This is a genomic window from Thalassospira sp. TSL5-1 (genome assembly GCF_001907695.1).
In the GTDB taxonomy this organism is placed as follows: Bacteria; Pseudomonadota; Alphaproteobacteria; order Rhodospirillales; family Thalassospiraceae; genus Thalassospira.
In genome coordinates this window covers 399846-420489 of sequence record NZ_KV880637.1, presented here as the reverse complement: position 1 = coordinate 420489, position 20644 = coordinate 399846, and the positions used below count along the sequence as shown (strand labels likewise).

Genomic DNA, 20644 nt, shown 5'->3' with positions numbered 1-20644 from the left:
CGCTGGTTATCACCTTGTGCACAAAAGTCAGGAATATCTTTTTGTCCAAACAGAATATCGATCATACCGCCGATCACTGGGACACCTGGCCGATGGTCAAACGGATCGTTCGCGAAGCGGTCCGCCCCTATATCGGCAAAATTGTTCTGGCCCTGTTTTTTATGGTTGTTGTTGCCGCGACAACCGGTGCATCGGCATGGCTGATGGACCCGGTCATCAACGAGATTTTCATCAATAAAAACGGTGCCATGCTGCTTCCCGTTGGTGCCGCCGTGCTGATTACCTTTGCCCTTAAGGGTTTTGGCAATTACGGCCAATCGGTGATGATGAGCTATGTTGGCGGGCGCATTCTGACCGATATCCAGAACAAGTTGTATAAACAGGTCATGAGCCTGGATATCGACTTTTTCCACGGCACGAATACCGGCAAGCTGATTGCGCGCTTTACCAGCGACGTTGGCGCCATGCGCTCGGCCGTGTCCGAAAGCCTGACCGGCTTTGGCAAAGACCTGATGTCGGCGATTTTCCTGATCGGGGTGATGTTTTCCAAAGACTGGCAACTGGCCTTTATCGCGATTTTTGTCTTCCCGCTTGCCATTATGCCCATTGCCAAGCTGGGCCGCCGGATGCGCAAGGTTTCGGCCAATACCCAGCAGCAAATCGGCGAATTTGCCACCTTGCTGGAGCAAACCTTTCATGGCGTGCGCCACGTCAAGGCCTATGGCATGGAAGAATATGAATGCTCCAGGGTTGGCAAACTGGTTGATTATATTTTCCGCCTGAATTTCAAGGCGCAAAAGGTCCGCGCCCGGTCATCGCCCATCATGGAAACACTGGGCGGCGTTGCCGTGACCGTGATCATTGTTTATGGCGGCTATCGCGTGATTGAAGGGGGCAACGATGCAGGCGGCTTTTTCGCCTTTATCACCGCCCTTTTGATGGCCTATGAACCGGTTAAACGCCTTGCCAATATCAATATGAATTTGCAGGCTGGCCTTGCCGCATCACAGCGCGTTTTCACCATTCTGGACCTAGAGCCCGACATTAAAGACAAGCCCGATGCCAAACCATTAAAGGTTTCGGGCGGCAGCATTAAGTTCAAGAATGTTGATTTTGCCTATAACAGCGATGACGATATCAGCGCCCTTACCGACATCAATATCGACATTGCCGCCGGGCAGACGGTGGCCCTTGTCGGGCAGTCTGGTGCCGGGAAATCAACCATCCTGAACCTGATTCCCCGGTTTTACGACATCAATAATGGCAGCATTTCGATTGACGGCCAGGATATTCGCGATGTGCAGTTGGCGACCCTGCGCAGTGCAGCCGCGCTCGTCAGTCAGGAAGTATCGCTGTTTGATGATACCGTGCGCGCCAATATCGCCTATGGACGTGACGGTGCCAGCGAGGAAGAAATTATGGAAGCCGCCCGCAATGCGGCAGCCCACGATTTCATCATGGAACTTGAACATGGCTATGACACCATTGTTGGTGAACATGGGGTGAAGCTTTCGGGCGGGCAGCGCCAGCGTATTGCGATTGCACGCGCGATGCTGAAAAACGCCCCGATCCTGCTGTTGGACGAGGCAACATCGGCCCTGGATACGGAATCCGAACGCCACATCCAAACCGCCCTTGCCCGGCTGATGAAGGACCGCACCACACTGGTGATTGCCCATCGACTTTCCACGATTATCGATGCAGACAAAATTTGCGTCATTCATCGTGGCAAGTTGATTGAAGAAGGAAAACACGAAGAATTACTTGCACTTGGCGGCGCCTATGCCAACCTTTATAACCTGCAGTTTTCCGAAGAACCGGGCAAACACACCCATCTGGTGAAAGATCAGGACTAAAAGCGTGAAGTGGTATAAGGGAATTGTCAAAAGCAGTCAGGCACGGGCCACTTTATGCCGCCTGGCTGCCTTTTATATTCGGGTTATTCGGCACACCGGAAGGTGGGAACAAAAAGGAACCGATTTGCCCCGCGAGATGCTGCTTGAGGGCAAACCTTTTATTGTGGCCTTCTGGCACCAGCGCCTGTTGATGATGCCCTATACCTGGCGGGTGGTTGGCGGGGATACCCCCTTTAACATGCTGATTTCATCACACCGTGACGGCGAAATCATTTCACGCACCATCGGGCATTTCGGAATACACACCATTGCCGGGTCCACCGGCAAGGGAAAAGGCGGGGCAAATGCCCTGCGCGCCATTTTAAAATCGCTCAAGGCCGGGCATGTCATTGGCATGACGCCGGATGGGCCACGCGGGCCACGCATGCACGCCTCAAGCGGTATTATATCGGCCGCCCGCCTGAGCGGTGTTCCCATTTTTCCGCTGACTTTTTCCACATCGAAACGCCGGGTCATGCGCAGTTGGGACCGTTTTGTGCTACCACTGCCGTTTTCGCGCGGTGTATTTTGCTGGGGCGAGCCCATTTATGTACCCACCGACATGGATAATGACGGCCTGGAAGCCAAGCGCCTGGAACTGGAAAACAGCATGATCAAGCTGACCCAGGAACATGACCGGTATTATGGCCTTGAGGTGATCGAACCGGCAGGACCAGACGAGCCAGTTAAAAAGAAACGCGCTGCACGCGATGCCGGAGAGAGCGAATAATGCCCCTGTTTTACGCCTATCGTGCAGCAACACGGATACTGGGCCCGATTGTGGGCCTGTATTTGCACCGGCGTAAAAACCGCGGCAAGGAAGACCCGGGCCGCATTGGCGAACGATTTGGCCATCCCGGCCATCGCCGCCCTGACGGCCCGCTTGTCTGGATTCACGGTGCCAGTGTGGGCGAATCCCTTTCGGCCCTGCCGGTGATTGACCGGTTACAAAGGGACTATCCGGAATTTGCCATTTTGGTAACGACGGGCACGGTTACATCGGCCCGCATGATGCACGAACGCCTGCCCCAAAATGTCATTCACCAGTTTATTCCGGTGGACCGGCAGGTTTATGTCGCCCGCTTTTTGCATCACTGGCGACCCGATGTCGCACTGTGGCTGGAAAGTGACCTGTGGCCCAATATCCTGACCCGTGCACGCAAGGCAGGCACCAAAATCGCTCTGCTCAATGGCCGGATTTCCGAAGGCAGCTTTAAAAGCTATCGCCGGTTCCCGTCTTTTATTCGCCCGGTGATGGCCTGTTTTAGCGTTGTTCTGGCGCAAACCGACACGGAAGCCGCCCGTTTTATCGAACTGGGTGCCCCAAATGTGATCACAACCGGCAATTTGAAATTTGCCGCCCTGCCCTTGCCGGTCGAAGATAAAATACTGCGTAAATATCGCGACCAGATTGGTGATCGCCCGGTATGGCTGGCATCAAGCACCTTTGAAGGGGAAGAAAGCATTGCCGCCTCCATCCATGCGCGTCTGCGCGAAAAACACCGCAACCTTTTAACCATCATCGTGCCACGCCACCCCAACCGCGCAACCGGCGTGGAAGCCACCCTGATGGGCAAAGGCCTGCGTGTGGCCCGGCGCAGCATGGACCATATTATATCACGCGATACCGATGTGTTTTTGGGCGACACTATTGGCGAAATGGGCCTTTATTACCGGCTGGCACCGATTTGCTTTATCGGCAAAACCCTGTGTGTGGGCGGCGGGCAAAACCCGCTAGAACCCGCCCGCCTGGGATGCGCCATCCTGCATGGCCCGGATATGAGCAATTTTGCCGAAATCAGCCAGGAAATGCTATCGGAACAGGCTGCACGACCCTGCACCGATGAAGCCGACCTTGAACGCCAGCTTGACCAGCTTTTGACCAACCAGCCCGCCCGTGATGCCCTGACCGATGCGGCACGCAATTACGCCAATAGCAAAGCCGAGGTTCTGGAAAGAACCATGTCGGCGATTAACGATTTGATGGTGGCAAGTCGGGGGCCACATGCACGCCCCTGATTTTTGGCAAACCGATAATATGATTGCCCGTGCCCTCTCGCCCGCATCCTGGCTGTGGCGGGCCGGGGCAGCTTGGCGTAATGCCACCACAACGGCCTTGCATCCGGGGTGCCCCGTTATTTGTCTGGGCAATTTTACCGTTGGCGGGGCGGGCAAAACCCCGTCGGCACAGGCGATATATGATATTCTCACAAGCCTTGGTCATCAGCCGCATTTCCTAAGCCGGGGATATGGCGGCACCCGGAAGGGTCCCCACCGGGTAGACCCGACATCCGATACCGCGCACGATGTCGGGGATGAACCCCTTTTGCTAAGCCAGAAAGGCCCGGCTTGGGTTTCACGGAACCGCGCGGCGGGGGCCGACGCCATTGCCGTGGCCGGTGCCGATGTGATCATTATGGATGACGGCTTGCAAAATCCGTCCCTGATCAAGGATTTGGGCATTGTCGTTGTTGATGGTGCCACCGGGTTTGGCAATGAAAGGGTGCTGCCCGCAGGCCCCCTGCGCGAAACCCTGAAAAGCGGGTTTTCGCGGGTCCGCGCCGCCATTATCATTGGCGAGGATAAAACCGGCCTGGCCCAGCGCATGCCAAAACATGTTTCCGTGTTTAGCGCCAATGTCCGGCCAGAAAACCCGAGCGATTTTACCGATCAAAAAGTCCTCGCCTTTGCTGGCATCGGGCGCCCCGGGAAGTTTTATAAATCCTTGCGCGATTGTGGGGCGGAGGTTGCCATTGCCCGCGATTTCGCCGACCACCATTTTTACAGCCCTGACGAACTGATCGCCCTGCGCGCAGATGCCGCACGGGCTGGTGCCCTGCTGGTCACAACGGAAAAAGATCTGATGCGCTTGCCCTTGGGCGATCGGCACGGCATAAAGACACTGCGCATCGCCCTGGAATTTGATGATTTGCCGGGCATAACCCAATTGATCGAAACAGTATTTGCCAATGGCGCGTAAAAACCCGAATATCAGCACGTTTCAATATTACGTCAGCTACCCGCTGCAAGGCTTCGTAACGAACCTGTTTTACTGGCTTTTTGCCATGATGCCCATTGATACGGCATCGGCTATTGGCGGCTGGATCGGGCGTAAAATTGGCAAAAAAATTAAAGTAACACGCCGCGCGCGCCGCAACATGGAACGCGCCTTCCCCGACAAATCCCCTGAAGAGATTGAAACCATGCTGGGGGATATGTGGGAAAACCTGGGCCGCAGTGTCGCGGAAGTGCCCCATATTCATAAAATCCAGCCCGGATCAGACCGGCTGGAGGTTGTGGGCCTGGAAAATGGCCTAGCGCTCAAAAATGACGGCAAGGCAGGGCAGTTTTTCACCGCCCATGCCGGGAACTGGGAAGTCGCCATGCTGCTGGCACGCGCGATGGATTTGGAAATGATGTGTGTCTACCGCGCCCCGGATAATCCGTGGGTCGACAGTGTTTTCACCAAAGCCAGACGCGGATTTAAAGGCGAACTGGTGCGCAAGGGACCCGAGGGTGCACGCAAATTGACAGCCTTTTTACGCAAAGGCGGCCACATTGCCATGCTGGTGGACCAGAAAATGAATGACGGCATTGCCGTGCCCTTTTTCGGACGCGATGCCATGACCGCCCCCGCATTGGCACAATTTGTTCTGAAATACGATGCTCCTGCGGTCCCGGTCCGGCTTGAACGCCTGCAAGGGGCATATTTCCGCATGACGTTTTACCCGCAACTCGATATCGTTCAAACAGATGATCGCCATGCTGACATGCGGAAAATCATGACGGACGTAAACGCCATTATCGAAGGTTGGATCCGCGAGCGCCCGGCACAATGGCTGTGGGTACATCGCCGCTGGCCCGATTAAGACAGCGGCACAAACGGCATATTTCGTGGTCTCGATATGCCCGAAAGGACCCTGCCGTGCACCTGCGATACCTGCTGAGCGGCCTGCTTATGATTATGACACCGTTGCTCATGGCACCCTTTATCATGCCTGTGCACGCATCCGAACAAAGCGGCATTCGGAACCGGGCTGTTGAATTACGCCTGACCATTGCCCGGTTCGAGCAAAATTTACAACACAGCCTGCGCGATGCCATCAACACCACCCCCGATCAGGTCATAGACTGCAAATCAAAACCCCGAACCTTACTGGAATGCCTTAAGGGGCCGTATCACAACCTGATGCAAATTCCCATCACCATTAGCAAGGCCCCGGCCCAGTCCACCCCGGCCCCACACAGCCCCTTGCAAGACCTTGATAAGGTAGAAGAACGGTTTGCGATTTATACGGATCGGGTCAATGCTGCCAACGACCTGTTATCGCGTGCAGGCGCGCCGCTTTTTGTGCCAGCACGAAATTTGACACCCGATATGGACGACCTGCGCAAGCGCGTACTGGCATATATGCAAGATCGCCGGTCCGGTTCATTATGGCGGGAAAAAATCGTCGTTTTTGTCAGCGGGTTTGCCGTTTTATGCGCAGTTTTTGGCATGCTGTATTTTTATCTGCGCCGGTTTCGCGGCTAACACTTTTTACCTTTTTTTCTTTGATTCCCGGATCAAACACCGTTAACCGATAACACAGCATCGGGCCCCAAAACCCTATTCGATAACCGTGCCCCAAACATGTAGTATAAAAGAATAACCAATGGACCAGCAGCATCCCTATTGGCAGGAAGTTCTTGTCACCCTACGACAGATTATCCGGGCGACGGACCTGCATTCCAAACGCATCATGAAAATTTACGGGCTGACCATTCCGCAAATCATGGTCTTGCGCGCGATTGACGAATTGCAAAATGTCACAGTCAAACGCATTTCCAACCATGTATCGCTAAGCCAGGCTACGGTAACAACCATTCTAAACCGCCTGGAACAGCGCGGTTTGATGGAACGGCGACGGTCCCAAACTGACAAGCGTGTGGTCAATACCGACCTGACCCAGGCCGGGCGCGACATCATCGCCAATGCCCCCGACCTGCTGCAGGAAGAATTCATTCGCCAGTTTGAAGAATTGCCCGTCTGGGAAAAAACCCAGATGCTGTCATCTTTGCAACGGGTTGCTGCAATGATGAATGCGGAAAAGATTGATGCCGCCCCCTTGCTTGATGTTGGTGCCGTTGTGCCACAGGACTAAGGCCGGGACCAAGGATCAGTCGATAATAAAACCTTGCCCGTTACGCCGCGCATCACCCACCGCATCAAGCCGATTGGCGAAACTGTTAAAGGATGCTGCGTGAACACCGCCAAAGAACATGTCGCTTTCCTGCCAACGATGTTGTTCGTTTAAATGCAACCGGTCGAGAAGACCGGCATCAAAACCGGGTTCAATCGAGAGCAGGTTGTCGTCAAAGTGCATGCGCGGGGCAACAATCGCGTCTTCCAGCGACATGCCAAACACATCAAGGTTCAGCAAAACCTGCATCATGGTGGACCGAATGCGGTTGGACCCGCCCGACCCCAGCGCCACCAACGCCCCGTCATTGGCAAGGTACAGGGCGGGCGTCATCATCGATGTCATGCGCACGCCACACGGCCAGTCGTGAAAGCCTTCAGGCGATAAATCGGCCTCGCCCAGCATGTTATTAAGCAAAATGCCACTGCCCGGAATCATGCGCCCGGATGTTGACCCGTTTGACAGGGTGACAGACGCCAGATTGCCCAAATCATCGACCACGGAAATATGGGTGGTGCCATTTTGGGTTAAGGGGCGGTCGCCAATCAGCGTGCGGTATCCTTCGCAAAATTCATCGCCCAGAATGGAGGGGGCAGCGCCAAATTCGCCGCGCACAACCGATGTCGTTTTGAGAATGGCCGAAACCATATCGAGATGGCGGGCATCACCAAACGAACCCAAATCCAGGTCACGTGCCAGTTTAAGGCCAAAGCCCGCCAAAACCCCACCCGATGCCGGGGGTGGATTAAGCACAAACTTGCCCTGCCGCCCGCGCACCAGCAGCGGGTCACGCAGCAAAACCCGGTATTTCGCCAAATCATCTGCCGTCAAATACCCACCCGATTGCGCACAGGCCGCAATCAGCGCCGTTGCCAAATCGCCCCGATAAAAACTATCCGCTCCGTTTTGCACCAGTTCATCAATTGATGCTGCCAGTTCGGGTTGCTGATGGCGGGTATTGGTCGCAATCACCTTGAAATCATCGTCGTCTTTTTGAGGTGCACCATATGTTTTGCGGGTTTCCGCGCAAAAACCCAAAAGCGGGGTAACGATATTCATCACATAATGCTGGAACGGGTCAATTCGCACACCATCACGCGCAAGGCTGCGCGCCGGGGCGGCCAAATCCGCCATTGGCATACCGGCCAAATCGCGATGAACGGCAAACAGGCCCGCCACAACGCCCGGTGTTGCCACCGCACCATAACCACCGTGAAATTCCTGCTCCACGCCACCGGCAAAGGTGGCAATGCAGCTTTTAAATTCCAGTTGTTCTGCCGGGCGTTTTGCCAGCGGTGTTTCAACAAAAAAATCATAAAGACGGGGCGGTTTGCCTGCCGGGCGGGCCATTAAAAAACCGCCCCCACCCAGGGAGGCCAAAACCGGTTCGGCAACACAGGCGGCCCACATGGCGGCAATAACGGCATCAAAGGCCGTGCCGCCAGCTTCCAGCACGTCGCGCGCGGCACGGGCCGTTTCAATATGTCCTGCCGCCACCGCACCCCGTGTTTTCATTTCTTCGCCCCTGCCAAAACCTGTTTCATGGGCGGCACCAGCAGGGCCGCATCAATGCGGGTGGCGCCCACATTGACCCGCCAATCCAAATGCGGGCCGGTCGCCCGGCCACTGGCACCCGAATGGGCAATCACCTCGCCCTGATGGACCACATCACCTACTTTGACATCAATTTTCGACAGATGCAAAAAGGCCGACACAACCCCCAACCCATGATCGACAAACAGGGTTGCCCCGGAAAAATACATATCGGGATGAGCCAGAGTGACCACGCCATCCGCCGGGGCAACAATCGGCGTGCCACTGGGCACGGCAACATCCACCCCCCAATGCGGGGCACGCGGTTCGCCGTTCAAAATACGCTGGGAACCATAAACACCGCTAATCGGCCCGGTCGCGGGCCAGATAAACCCGGATTTATAATATTCCTGATCATACCTAGCGACCCTGGCTTCGCGGGCCTGACGGGAATCATCATGGATGCGGTCCATCACGGCTGGGTCAGGTGTAACCATTTTTTTGGGCAGGCCATCAATGCGCTGAATGTCAAAGGTGCGATGGGTGACGGGATAGGAAAACTGTTCGGTGCTGCCATCCTTGTGCAGCAGCGTCACCGTGGCCGGGCCTTCATAATCGCGCGAAAAACCCAGCACAAAATTGCCATCGGGCGCAATGGTATCAATTTTTTCGCCGTCCAGTTCTACCGCCGTACCGGGCGTTGTTTCGCCAAAGACGATCCCGCCCTGGATAAAGCTGCCTTTAAAGACGGGTTCTGCCGCCTGCGCCATAAGCGGCATGGCACCCACAATCCCCATCAGGGTTAAGGCAACGGCAACATATTTAGAACGCATTATAGCAGGCTCCCTTGGCGGTCATCTTCTTTGGGGGTGGGGTCTTTTTTACGGCGCGGCTTTTTGGGCTTTTCCGCAGCAGGACTGGTGGCCGCGGCTTCCGCCTGTGGGGCGGATGCCGCCGGTTGCGAAGGTTTTTCAACCTGCGGCGCGGGGGTACCAGTTGCAGGGCTGTTTACAGCCGATGTATCCCCGGCAAGCTGCATATCCGCGCTGCCATCCTGCATTTCCAGGCGGTAATGTTGCCCCATTGCCAACATGGCGGCATGATCGATCAATTTGCCATCGGCATCGCGCACCACGGCAAACCCGCGTTTTAAAACATTGCGATAGGAAAAGCTTTCCAGCAAACGGTCATACCGTGCCAATCCTTCGCGTTCCCGCACAAGGGTATTTTGCATGGCACGTTTCAAACGCTCGCTTAAATCCTGGATCTGGCGGTTATTACGGCGAATATCGTTTTTGGCATCGTTGGGGCGCAAGCCTGCCGATGCGCGATCCAGGCGGGATTTTTGCTGCTGCACCTGCCGGTCAATCACGGCTTGCAGTTTCAGCCCGGCATTTCCCAGCCGGTTGCGTTTTTCCGACAGCTGTTCGCGCGGGCTTGCAAGGCGCGATGCGGTTTCGTTCAGCCGTGCGCGTGCCTGCTGCAAAACAGATTGCGTGGCACGTGGCAATCGGTCCGACCAGTTATCCAGGCTTTGTGCCCGATCTTCAAGCATACGGCGCGGGTCGCCCAGCGCACGGGCGGCACTTTCCAGCCCCATGCGTTTATCACCCGCCGATCGGCGCACCGCACCAATCAGGCGCTGGCCGTCGTCATTAACCTGGGCCAGCAAATCCAGCCGCACAGGTACGGCCTTTTCGGCGGCCCCGGTGGGTGTCGGTGCCCGCAGATCAGATACAAAATCGATCAGGGTGGTATCGGTTTCATGGCCGACTGCCGAAATGACGGGAATGGTAGATTCCGCCACCGCACGGGCAACAATTTCCTCGTTAAAGGACCATAAATCTTCCAGCGAGCCGCCACCGCGTGCAACAATCAACACATCGGGGCGCGGAATATCGCCATAAGGCAGCAATTCGTTAAAACCGCGCACGGCGTGGGCCACCTGCTCTGCTGCCCCTTTGCCCTGCACCAGCACGGGCCATAACAGAACGCGACGCGGGAACCGTTCGCGCAGGCGGTGCATGATATCGCGAATCACGGCACCCGTAGGCGAAGTGACAATACCAATCACCTCGGGCAAAAACGGAATGGGACGTTTGCGGTCCGCATCAAACAGGCCTTCGGCGGCCAGTTTCTTTTTGCGATCTTCCAGCAATTTCAGAAGTGCGCCTTCGCCAGCAACTTCCATGCTGTCGATCACGATCTGATATTTGGACCGGCCCGGAAAGGTCGTTAAGCGCCCGGTGACGATCACTTCCATGCCATCTTCGGGGGAAATGCCAAGTTTGCTGGCAACTCCGCGCCAGCAAACGGCATCCAGCACGGCATTGTCATCCTTGAGGGCCAAATAAAGATGGCCGCTGGAGGCACGTTTGAAACCGGAAATTTCGCCGCGCACCCGAACAAACGAAAAGGCATCCTCGACCGTGCGTTTAAGCGCGTTGGACAGGTCGGATACCGAAAATTCCGGCAGGTTGCCGGATTGTTGCGGTTGCGGGGCGTATGGGTCGAACAAATCTTGCGTCATCAAGGCTACTTTATGCTAAAAGCCCGCGTGAATTATTAACGCGGTTGCGTAATTTGTTACGCACTGAAGATGTGAAGCCTAAAGGATCATATCTGGACCATCAAGCAGTCGGGGTAAAAGTCATGAAAGTTCTGGTCGTTGGCGGCGGTGGACGGGAACACGCATTATGTTGGGCCATTGCGCGTAGCCCGCGTTTAACCAAACTGTGGTGTGCACCGGGCAATGCCGGCATTGCCGATTCCGCACAATGTGTCGCCATTTCCGATGGCGATATTCCTGGCCTGGTCACTTTCGCCCGCGACAATGGCGTTGATCTGGTGGTTGTCGGGCCCGAGGCCCCGCTGGTGGCGGGCCTAGTGGATGCCCTGGATGACGCCGGGATCAAATCCTTTGGCTGTTCCAAGGCAGCCGCACAGCTTGAAGGCTCCAAGGGTTTCATGAAGGATATGGTGGCCAAATTCGGCGTGCCGACTGCTGCCTATGGCCGCTTTACCACCCCTGCCGATGCCAAGGCCTTTGTTGAAAAACAGGGCGCACCGATTGTGGTGAAAACCGATGGCCTTGCTGCTGGCAAGGGTGTGACAATTTGCCAGACGGTTGAAGAAGCCAACGCTGCCATTGACGAGTGCATGGTCGGCGGCAAATTTGGCGATGCCGGTGCGGAAATCGTGATCGAGGAATTTATGACCGGCGAGGAAGCCTCCTTCTTTGCCGTGTGTGATGGCAAAAATGTTATTCCGCTGGTCGCAGCCCAGGACCACAAAGCCGTTGGCGAGGGCGATACAGGCCCCAATACCGGCGGCATGGGCGCCTATAGCCCCGCCCCGGTTTTCACCGCCACCGTTGAAGAACGTGTGATGCGTGACATCATCGTACCGACCGTCAAAGGCATGGCCGCCGAGGGCCATCCGTTCAAGGGTGTGCTGTTTGCCGGTTTGATGATTGATGAAAACGAAAACCCCAAGCTGATCGAATATAACATCCGCTTTGGCGACCCTGAATGCCAGGTTTTGATGAGCCGCCTGAAGTCGGATGTTTTGGATATTCTCGACGGGGCCGCCAACGGCACGCTGGACCAGGTAAAACCCGAATGGTTTGACGAAACCGCGATGGTGGTGGTGATGGCCGCCAAGGGGTATCCCGGATCCTATGAAAAAGGCACGGAAATTCGCAATGTTGCGGCAGCCGATGCGCTCGATAAGGTTAAAATCCTGCATGCGGGCACCAAAATGGATGGCGACCGCCTGACCGCCACCGGTGGCCGTGTTTTAGGTGTTACCGCACGGGGCAACAGTGTTAGCGAAGCGCAAAAACGCGCCTATGAAGCGGTAGACAAAATCGACTGGCCGGAGGGTTTTTGCCGCCGTGATATTGGCTGGCGGGCTGTTGCGCGCGAAAAGAACTGACCTGATGGCAATCATCTGTTTGCCGTAATCTTTTTTTAGTACAGTCTGTTCCTGCCTTTACCGTGATCCGTTAACCATAACGGATCACGGCACTTCCGCCTTATTCAGGAACAGCCTGTATGAAAACTCCCAGCGCAAGTCACGCATCGGCGCGAAAAACACTGCTGCGTCCGTTAAAAGTTTCGATCACGCTTGCCACTATCGGACTGATGATTTCGCTAGCCTTTCTGGCCTTTTCGGCGTGGCGATCGGCAAGTCGGCTTGACCCGCTGGAACATCACATCCATTACCTTCACAAGCTTCAGCAAATTGATGTGGGGATCAGCAAATTGCTGGTGCAGCATCTTGGCAACCAGGTTCCGCCGGACCCGTCCGAACTGCAAAGTATTCGTAGCAATATTGAACAGTTACAAACAGCAAGTGGCGCACTATCGGAAGCAACACCACAAAACCTGCAAGCCGCAGATGACTATCTGAAACCGCCAATCGACAATCCGCGCAGCAATCTGGTGGGTGCATTATCGCTGATCCGCGAAATCAATGCCGAAGAAAGCCGCCTGCAACAGCAAACCGTCAAAAATGCACGCCAGTCGGCCAATCAGGAAATGACCGTGGCGCTGGTGGCCCTGGCGATCATTCCACTTTTTTCACTTGCCCTGATCGTATGGTTTCAGCGGCGGTCCTTTCGCGCAGTCAACCGGCTGTCCGAATTGCTTGATAATGTCGGCAATCTGGAATTTTCCAATATTCGCCCGCTGTCAGACAATGATCCGCTAACACCGATTTACGCCCACTATAACGATATGACCACGCGCCTGCGCGATGCGGCCAAACAGCAAAGCGAATATACCGAACAATTGCAGGCACAGGTGCGTGCCGCTGCCGAAACCCTGTTACGCCAGCAGGACGAACTGGAAAATGGTGCGAGGCTTGCAGCCATTGGCGAGTTTTCCGCCCGGCTGGCCCATGAGCTGCGCAACCCCATTTCCGGCATATCAATGGCGCTGCATAATCTGGAAATCGAAATAGAAGATGCCGACCACAAGGAACGCATCACCCTGATTACCGAAGAAATGGACCGCATCACACGGCTGCTAAATTCATTGCTGCAAAGCCGCCCCTTCCTGCATGAAGAAGCCGTAACGATCCCGGCGGAACAATTGATTGGCGATGTGATTAAACTGTTTGGCTATCGCCTGCCCGAACATATCACCATGACATCGGAAATCGAGGCGGGTGATGTTTTCCTGCCGCGTGATACAGTCCGCCAGATTTTGCTGAATCTCTTGAAAAATGCCTGCGAGGCTATGGGAGATAATGCAGGCAAAATCGTCATTCGTTTTGTTACGGATGACAAAAATGCACAATTGATCCTGTCTGATTCCGGCCCCGGTTATCCCGCAGCTTTACTGGGTAAAGGGGTGCGCCCCCTGCAATCAGCCAAACCCAACGGTGCCGGGCTTGGTTTATCCATTATCGACCATTTGGTCCGTAGTCACGGCGGTGAAATGCGCCTGGATAAAAGCGAGCTGGGCGGTGCGCAAACAACAATCATTCTGCCATGCGAGGGCAAATAAATGAAAACCATTGCCATCATCGAAGATGAAAGACTTTTGGGAAACGAACTGAAACGCCGGTTCGAGCGTGAAGGCTGGCGCGTCACCCTCTCGCCGCGGATCGAGGATGCAAGGCGGCTTTTTATTGAGCTGGGTTTTGCCCCGGCCATCGTCCTGTCCGATATGAATTTGCCCGACGGCAATGGCCTGGATTTTCTGGAAGAGGCACGGGCCCAAAATGTGCAATCGGAATGGATTTTCCTTTCCGGCTATGGAACGCGCACGGATATTGAACGTGCGGCTGATTTGGGCGCACTGGATTTTCTGGCAAAGCCACTGGACTTTCACAAGCTAGACCTGACCATTGCCACCGCCACCCGTGGCGCACAGGCCCGCCAGCGCATTAACGACACCACCCAACAGGCGGTTTCAAAATTTAGCCCGCAAAGCTTTATCGGTCCCAGCGATGCGGCAGAGCAAGTCCGCAATATGCTGGTACAGCTTGGCGATGTACCCATTACCAGCATTCTGATTGGCGGGGAAACCGGGACGGGCAAGGGACTGGTGGCAAAAATTCTGCATTATTCGGGGCGACGCAAGGAAGGGCCTTTTATTGACCTCAACTGTGCGGCCATCCCCAAGGACATGCTGGAATCCGAACTTTTCGGCCATGAATCGGGTGCCTTTACCGGGGCCAAGGGCCGCCATCGCGGCCTGATGGAACAGGCCGATGGCGGCACCCTATTCCTGGATGAAATCGGTGAAATGGATATTGGCCTGCAATCCAAACTTTTAACCTCGATCGAGGAACAAAGCTTTCGCCGGGTGGGGGGTGAAGAGAAAATAACGGTTGATATTCAGCTGGTTGCGGCCTCGAACCGTGATTTGCGCGCTGAATCCGCCAAGGGTAATTTCCGCCTCGACCTTTATCACCGCATTTCGGTGTTTGAACTGTCCCTGCCCGCCCTGCGAAGCCGCAGCGAAGACATCGCTCCTATCGTCGAAAGCCTGATTATCGAATTTAATGCACGTTCGGGAAAACAGGTAAAGCGGGTGCCTGCATCCGTATTGAACATTCTGCAATCCTATAGCTGGCCGGGCAATGTGCGGGAATTGCGCAATGTGATTGAACGATCCGTCATGTTGGCAAATGGTCCTGATCTTCCGGGCGAATGGCTGGGTATTCATTCTTCCCCCTCGATAGGCACACAAACCAACGATGTCGTCGCCGCATCCGAAGCTCTCACCCAGGATCAGTCTTCGCCGTCTCACGCCATCACCCTACCGCTTGACGGGTCGGTATCGCTTGAAGAAATGGAAGAAAAAATCATTCGCCGGGCACTGGAGCTGAATGACTATAATGTGATGGCAACCGTGCGCGCCCTTGGCACCACCCGCGAAACCCTGCGCTATCGCATTCGTAAATACGGCCTGGAAGATCCGTCTGGCCAAACGGACTAACACCGCACCCTCGCCTATCTCACACCCAGTGCGGGTGAAAAGAACCATCTTCACCCGCAGCGCCGCTCACGATGGTGGAAATAACCACCATCGGCGATATGACGGGATGCCAGAATCAAATAAAATCTATTATTTTCAAAACATTAAACTCTGGCACAGTAACTGCAATTCCATTGGCAGAAGTCGTTTTCAACGACAAACAGCAGGGCCTCACCAACCCACACCCTGTCTTGGACCAGCTGTTCATTTGATCAATCGGGTTATTGCAAAGGACGACCGTCATGAAATCGCTGTCTCGTAATGTTGCCATCGTTGCTCTGGCTTTTGGTGTTTCCGCTCTCGCCATGACACCCGCCATCGCAAGTGCCGCCGACAACAGCACCTATCCAGCCATTGTACCCAACAACCATGCCGGTCCGAACGGGGCGAGCAAGGAACATGATATCTGGCTGTCAACGCACCCTGAAACTGCCCCGGCCCAGAATGCCGCCCCGGAAGTCAGCCATGAAGTCGTCCCGAATAACGATGCTGGTCCGAATGGCGCAAGCAAGGAACATGATATGTGGCTGGCAAAGCACCCGGACGCGGCCTACAACCCGAATACTGCGCCACAAGCGGACGTCGAAGTGGTTCCGAATAACCATGCCGGTCCAAATGGTGCAAGCAAAGAACACGACATTTGGCTGTCAAAACAGGCTGCCAAAACACAATCAAACTCTGATAGCGCAGCAGCAGGCAACAACTAAACAGACAATGCCCCGTTTCGGGCAAGTCGCCCTTCCTGTTACTGATCAAACAGGGTTCCGGTGTTAAGACAGCATCTATCAAAAACACCCGATATTTTATCTGATCACATCCTGTAAAACCGTTTGGATGCCGGGCGCAATATGCGCCCGGCATTTGTTTTGCGGCGGGTAATGACGATTTTTGGAAAAACCGGGCTTGACCGTAAAAATGATGCCTTGGACAAAAACTTCCAACGCGACAGACAAAGAATTTTCCATTTCCCCGCGTTAAAATAACCATCCGCCACCAATTGGTGGAAATAACCACCAATTCGGCAAAACCGACATGCCAATTTTAAATAAAATCATTATTTTTCAATACATTACGTTTTGGCATGGCATATGCAATTCCTTTGGCAGATGTCGCATTAACGACAAGCAGTAGGGCCCACCGACCATCACCCCGTCTCGGGCCGCCTGTTCATTCAGTCAATCGGGTTATTGCAAAGGACTATGATCATGAAAACCCTGTCGCGTAATATTGCCATCGTTGCTTTGGCCTTTGGTGTTTCCGGTCTCGCCATGACGCCTGCGATTGCCAGTGCAGCCGAAAACAGCACCTATTCGGCAATTGTTCCGAACAACCATGCTGGCCCGCACGGTGCGCGCAAAGAACATGATATCTGGCTGTCTCAAAACCCTGAAACCGCCAGCAACCAAAATGCCGCCCCGCAGGTCAGTCATGAAATTGTACCGAACAATACGGCCGGTGCACATGGCGGCCGCAAGGAACATGATATCTGGCTCGCAAGCCATCCGGAAACGCCCTACAACCCCAACACCGCCGCGCAAGTCAGCAATGAAGTGGTCCCGAACAACCATGCCGGCCCGAACGGTGCCCGTAAGGAACATGACATCTGGCTGGCAAAACAGGCCGCTTCGGCACAGTCAAATTCCAACAGCCAGACCAATACTGGTAATTATTAAAACCAAATAGAATGGTATTGCAGCAGGTTCTACCTGGCATGGGTGCTCCTTCCCGTGGCAGCCGTGTCATCCCCGCCCGCTCCCGGAACCTGCTGTCACATACCTTCGTGCTTTTCCGCCTCGCCAATTCCAGCCTGTTTATTCTCCGCCATTCATTTTACCCCTTCCATGCCGGGCGCATTATGCGCCCGGCATTTGTTTTCATGGACTGAAAATAAAAAAAGATGCCTGGGGAAAATCAAGGCAGCAAACAGATTGCCCTTATGGCGTTTAACGCTACCTTCATTCCCAAAGAAATGCGCCAAACCAAAATTTTCTGCCCGGCAGGGCGAAACATTTCCCCTTGATCGCAAACAGATGGGTGAAAAGAACCACCCTTCCCCGCAAAACACCTGCCAAATGGTGGAAATAACCACCAACTTGCGGATGACATTGTGCCAACATCAAACAAAATCATTATTTTTCAATAACTTAATTTTTGGCACGGCATATGCAATTCCTTTAGCAGATGTCGCATTGACGACAAGCAGTACGGCCCACCGACCATCACCCCGTCCGGGATCGCCTGTTCATTATATCAATCGGGTTGTTGCAAAGGACTACCATCATGAAAAGCCTGTCACGCAATATTGCCATCGTTGCTTTGGCCTTTGGTGTTTCCGGTCTTGCTATGGCACCTGCAATTGCCAGCGCTGCTGAAAACGTAACCTATCCGGAAATTGTCCCAAACAACCATGCCGGCCCGAATGGTGGCGCCAAGGAACATGATATCTGGCTCGCAAGTCATCCTGAAACCGCCAGCAACCAAAATGCGGCCCCGCAGGTAAGTCATGAAGTTCTGCCCAACAATCATGTTGGCCCGAACGGGGCAAGCAAGGAACATGATGTCTGGCTCGCAAGTCATCCCGATGCCCCCTACAACCCCAATACCGCCCAGCAGGTCAACGATCAGATCGTTCCGAACAACCATGCCGGTCCCAATGGTGCCGACAAGGAACATGACATCTGGCTGGCAAAGCAGGCAGCTGCACAGTCAAACGTCGATGGCTCTGCCGTGACAGGCAACAATTAAAAGTTAGGTGATGCCGTGTTGTGACGGGTTCACCGGGCACGGGTTGCTCTCCCCTGGCACCCGTGCCCTCTCTCCCTCACCCGCACCAATTGACGGAACCTGCTTAAGGATACCCTCTGCTTCCATTCCCCTCTTCTGCCCCTCTTCTGCCCCTCTTCTCTCTTCATTTCTTCCCTCTCTTTTCCCCAACCAAAGACGAACCACTTTCATGCCGGGCGCACCAAGCGTCCGGCACTTTTTTTGATCAGACGGGTGAAAAGAACCACGCTTAGGCACAACGCATCCTCCCAATGGTGGAAATAACCACCAACCAACCGATAACGGCATAACTGAATTGAATAAAATCATTATTTTTCAATAACTTAATTTCTGGCATGGCGTATGCAATTCCTTTGGCAGATGTCGCATTAACGACAAGCAGCACGGCCCAATGACCATCACCCCGTCCGGGACCGTCAGTTCACCTTATCAATCGGGTTATTGCAAAGGACTACGATCATGAAAAATCTGCCGCGCAATATTGCCATCGTTGCTTTGGCCTTTGGTGTTTCCGGTCTTGCCATGTCGCCCGCCATCGCCAATGCCGCCGAAAACGGGACTTATTCTGCCATTGTCCCGAACAACCATGCCGGCCCGAACGGTGCAAGCAAAGAACATGATATCTGGCTCGCTACCCACCCGGAAGACGCCACACAAGGCAATGCTCAGCAATTTGACAGCCAGGCGATCGTCCCCAATAACGTGACGGGTTCGCATAATGGCCGCAAGGAACATGACATCTGGCTGGCAAAACAGGCTAAACTCTCACAACCGAACCCGAACAGCCCGGTCATACAAGCAGATTTTTCGCAAAAAGGTGAAACGGTTTTACAAGAGGTTCATCAGGCCCGGGTTGCGCTTTCTGCAGGCGACCACGTTACCGCCAAAAAACTCATGCACAATGCCCGTGCAACCCTGTCGGACATGTATAATAACGGCGCTTCTGGCAATATCGTGATTACAGGTCCGCTGGTTTTCGACGAAGATTTTTCCGCCGGAAACCAGGTCAAGGGCGATGCCCAGATCAACCAGGTGATCCTGCCGTTTGAAAGCACCCTTGGCAATCTTAACCTAGCCTATACCCAATTGATCAATAACCAGCCTTTCCAGGCAAACCAGACACTTGGGCTGGTTGAACAGGACCTTGGTGTCCAAACCGCACAGATCTCGACCACAAGCACGGTTACCCCTGGCAATTCCTGATCACGTCCCGTTGACCGCTTCACAGCCGGGCGCACCATGCGCCCGGCATTTACTGTTCTGATCTAATCGCGCATGGGAACAACCATAAGAAAGCGTTTCAGAACCTTAGTAAGGTGCTTGCCCCCAAAAAAGACGGAAGAAAACAATCCCCCTTACCCGCAAATTTTCCGTCAAATGGTGGAAATAACCACCACTCCCGCAAAGTTAAACATCAAATCCCAATAAATCATTTACTTTTCAATTACTTGGGAACTGGCACGATAACTGCAGTTCTTTTGTCAGACATCGCTCGTAGCGACAATCACCACTGCCCCTCAGCCCAATACCGCCTGCTCCGTATCTCACTCGCGTTCCCGCAAAGGATGACCCACATGAAAAACCTGTCCCGCAACATTGCCATCGTGACTTTGGCTTTTGGTGTTTCCGCTCTCGCCATGACGCCCGCTATCGCCAGTGCCGCCGAGAACGGCACTTATTCTGCAATTACACCGAACAACACCGCGGGCGCACACGGTGCCCGCAAAGCATATGACATCTGGCAGGCAAAACAGGCCCAAATGGCGCAACCGAGCCCCAATAGCCCGGCGATAAAAACCGATTTTTCGCAACAGGGTGAAGCCGTTTTGCAGCAAATTCACCAGGCTCGGGTCGCGCTTTCCAATGGCGATCACGATGCGGCCAGGACACTGCTGCACGATGCACGCGCCACCCTTTCAGACATGTATAATAGCGGGGCATCTGGCAATATCGTCATTTCCGGCCCGGTTGTTTTTGACCAGGATTTTTCGGCTGGAAACCAGGTCAGCAACTCAGCCCAGATCAGCCAGGTCATCCTGCCGTTCGACGAAACCCGTGGCAATCTTGATCTGGCCTTTAGCGAATTAACCAACAGCCAACCATTCCGTGCCAATCAGACACTGGGACTGGTTGAACAGGATCTTGGCATTCAGACAGCGCAGTTTTCAACCACCAGCGTGGTCGCACCAACCCATTCGTGAAGGTACCCCGTTCACGGCTTCACAGCCGGGCCGGGCGCGTCAAACGCCCGGCTTTT

Annotated in this window: 19 protein-coding genes; 16 read left to right on the top strand and 3 right to left on the bottom strand. The window is 54.4% G+C overall.

Going from position 1 to position 20644, the window contains the following annotated elements; all coding sequences use genetic code 11:
* Positions 1–41: 41 nt before the first annotated feature.
* The 7 genes from LF95_RS02015 to LF95_RS01985 all read left to right on the top strand — a co-directional run bounded on the left by LF95_RS02015 (position 42) and on the right by LF95_RS01985 (position 7039).
* Positions 42–1856 (top strand): ABC transporter ATP-binding protein, encoded by a 1815-nt coding sequence (locus LF95_RS02015; protein ID WP_252509629.1) that lies wholly within the window; start codon positions 42–44, stop codon positions 1854–1856.
* A 124-nt stretch (positions 1857–1980) separates the two neighbouring features.
* Positions 1981–2625 carry a lysophospholipid acyltransferase family protein gene (locus LF95_RS02010; RefSeq protein WP_252509628.1) on the top strand — a complete coding sequence of 215 codons (645 nt, stop codon included), beginning with the start codon at positions 1981–1983 and terminating at the stop codon, positions 2623–2625.
* Positions 2625–3914 carry a 3-deoxy-D-manno-octulosonic acid transferase gene (locus tag LF95_RS02005; RefSeq protein WP_073953446.1) on the top strand — a complete coding sequence of 430 codons (1290 nt, stop codon included), beginning with the start codon at positions 2625–2627 and terminating at the stop codon, positions 3912–3914. The genes LF95_RS02010 and LF95_RS02005 overlap by 1 nt, the downstream gene beginning before the upstream one ends.
* Entirely contained in the window at positions 3901–4875 is a 975-nt protein-coding gene (gene lpxK / locus LF95_RS02000; RefSeq protein ID WP_073953445.1) for a tetraacyldisaccharide 4'-kinase, read from the top strand. Before LF95_RS02005 ends, lpxK begins: the two co-directional genes overlap by 14 nt.
* Positions 4865–5764, top strand: a complete 900-nt coding sequence (locus tag LF95_RS01995; protein ID WP_073953444.1) for a lysophospholipid acyltransferase family protein — start codon at positions 4865–4867, stop codon at positions 5762–5764. Before lpxK ends, LF95_RS01995 begins: the two co-directional genes overlap by 11 nt.
* A 95-nt stretch (positions 5765–5859) precedes the next feature.
* Positions 5860–6429: a hypothetical protein gene (locus tag LF95_RS01990; RefSeq protein WP_143181914.1), complete on the top strand. Its 570-nt coding sequence runs from the start codon at positions 5860–5862 to the stop codon at positions 6427–6429.
* Positions 6430–6550: 121 nt separating this feature from the next.
* Positions 6551–7039 (top strand): MarR family winged helix-turn-helix transcriptional regulator, encoded by a 489-nt coding sequence (locus LF95_RS01985; protein WP_073953442.1) that lies wholly within the window; start codon positions 6551–6553, stop codon positions 7037–7039.
* A 15-nt stretch (positions 7040–7054) separates the two neighbouring features.
* Here LF95_RS01985 and LF95_RS01980 read toward each other — a convergent pair whose 3' ends face one another.
* The 3 genes from LF95_RS01980 to xseA are packed head-to-tail and all read right to left on the bottom strand — an operon-like array spanning position 7055 to position 11141.
* Entirely contained in the window at positions 7055–8593 is a 1539-nt protein-coding gene (locus tag LF95_RS01980) for a gamma-glutamyltransferase family protein (RefSeq protein ID WP_073953441.1), read from the bottom strand.
* Complete coding sequence (locus tag LF95_RS01975; protein WP_073953440.1) at positions 8590–9444, bottom strand: M23 family metallopeptidase; 855 nt, start codon at positions 9442–9444, stop codon at positions 8590–8592. The genes LF95_RS01980 and LF95_RS01975 overlap by 4 nt, the downstream gene beginning before the upstream one ends.
* Entirely contained in the window at positions 9444–11141 is a 1698-nt protein-coding gene (gene xseA / locus LF95_RS01970; RefSeq protein WP_073953439.1) for an exodeoxyribonuclease VII large subunit, read from the bottom strand. Before xseA ends, LF95_RS01975 begins: the two co-directional genes overlap by 1 nt.
* Positions 11142–11263: 122 nt before the next feature.
* Between xseA and purD the strand changes: the two genes are divergently transcribed.
* From purD to LF95_RS01920, 9 genes are all read left to right on the top strand, one after another.
* Positions 11264–12547 carry a phosphoribosylamine--glycine ligase gene (gene purD / locus LF95_RS01965; protein WP_073953438.1) on the top strand — a complete coding sequence of 428 codons (1284 nt, stop codon included), beginning with the start codon at positions 11264–11266 and terminating at the stop codon, positions 12545–12547.
* Between the two features lie 119 nt (positions 12548–12666).
* Positions 12667–14124 (top strand): sensor histidine kinase, encoded by a 1458-nt coding sequence (locus tag LF95_RS01960; protein WP_073953437.1) that lies wholly within the window; start codon positions 12667–12669, stop codon positions 14122–14124.
* Complete coding sequence (locus tag LF95_RS01955) at positions 14125–15564, top strand: sigma-54-dependent transcriptional regulator (RefSeq protein WP_073953436.1); 1440 nt, start codon at positions 14125–14127, stop codon at positions 15562–15564.
* Positions 15565–15845: 281 nt separating this feature from the next.
* Positions 15846–16310: a hypothetical protein gene (locus tag LF95_RS01945; protein WP_073953434.1), complete on the top strand. Its 465-nt coding sequence runs from the start codon at positions 15846–15848 to the stop codon at positions 16308–16310.
* Between the two features lie 498 nt (positions 16311–16808).
* The gene (locus LF95_RS01940) at positions 16809–17276 is read left to right on the top strand and encodes a hypothetical protein (protein WP_073953433.1); all 468 of its coding nucleotides are present in this window, start codon (positions 16809–16811) and stop codon (positions 17274–17276) included.
* Positions 17277–17314: 38 nt separating this feature from the next.
* Complete coding sequence (locus LF95_RS22890; RefSeq protein ID WP_168173642.1) at positions 17315–17488, top strand: hypothetical protein; 174 nt, start codon at positions 17315–17317, stop codon at positions 17486–17488.
* A gap of 395 nt (positions 17489–17883) precedes the next feature.
* Positions 17884–18348, top strand: a complete 465-nt coding sequence (locus tag LF95_RS01935) for a hypothetical protein (protein WP_073953432.1) — start codon at positions 17884–17886, stop codon at positions 18346–18348.
* A gap of 498 nt (positions 18349–18846) precedes the next feature.
* The gene (locus LF95_RS01925; RefSeq protein WP_073953430.1) at positions 18847–19590 is read left to right on the top strand and encodes a hypothetical protein; all 744 of its coding nucleotides are present in this window, start codon (positions 18847–18849) and stop codon (positions 19588–19590) included.
* A 371-nt stretch (positions 19591–19961) separates the two neighbouring features.
* Positions 19962–20588: a hypothetical protein gene (locus LF95_RS01920; RefSeq protein ID WP_073953429.1), complete on the top strand. Its 627-nt coding sequence runs from the start codon at positions 19962–19964 to the stop codon at positions 20586–20588.
* The last annotated feature ends 56 nt before the right edge of the window (positions 20589–20644 follow it).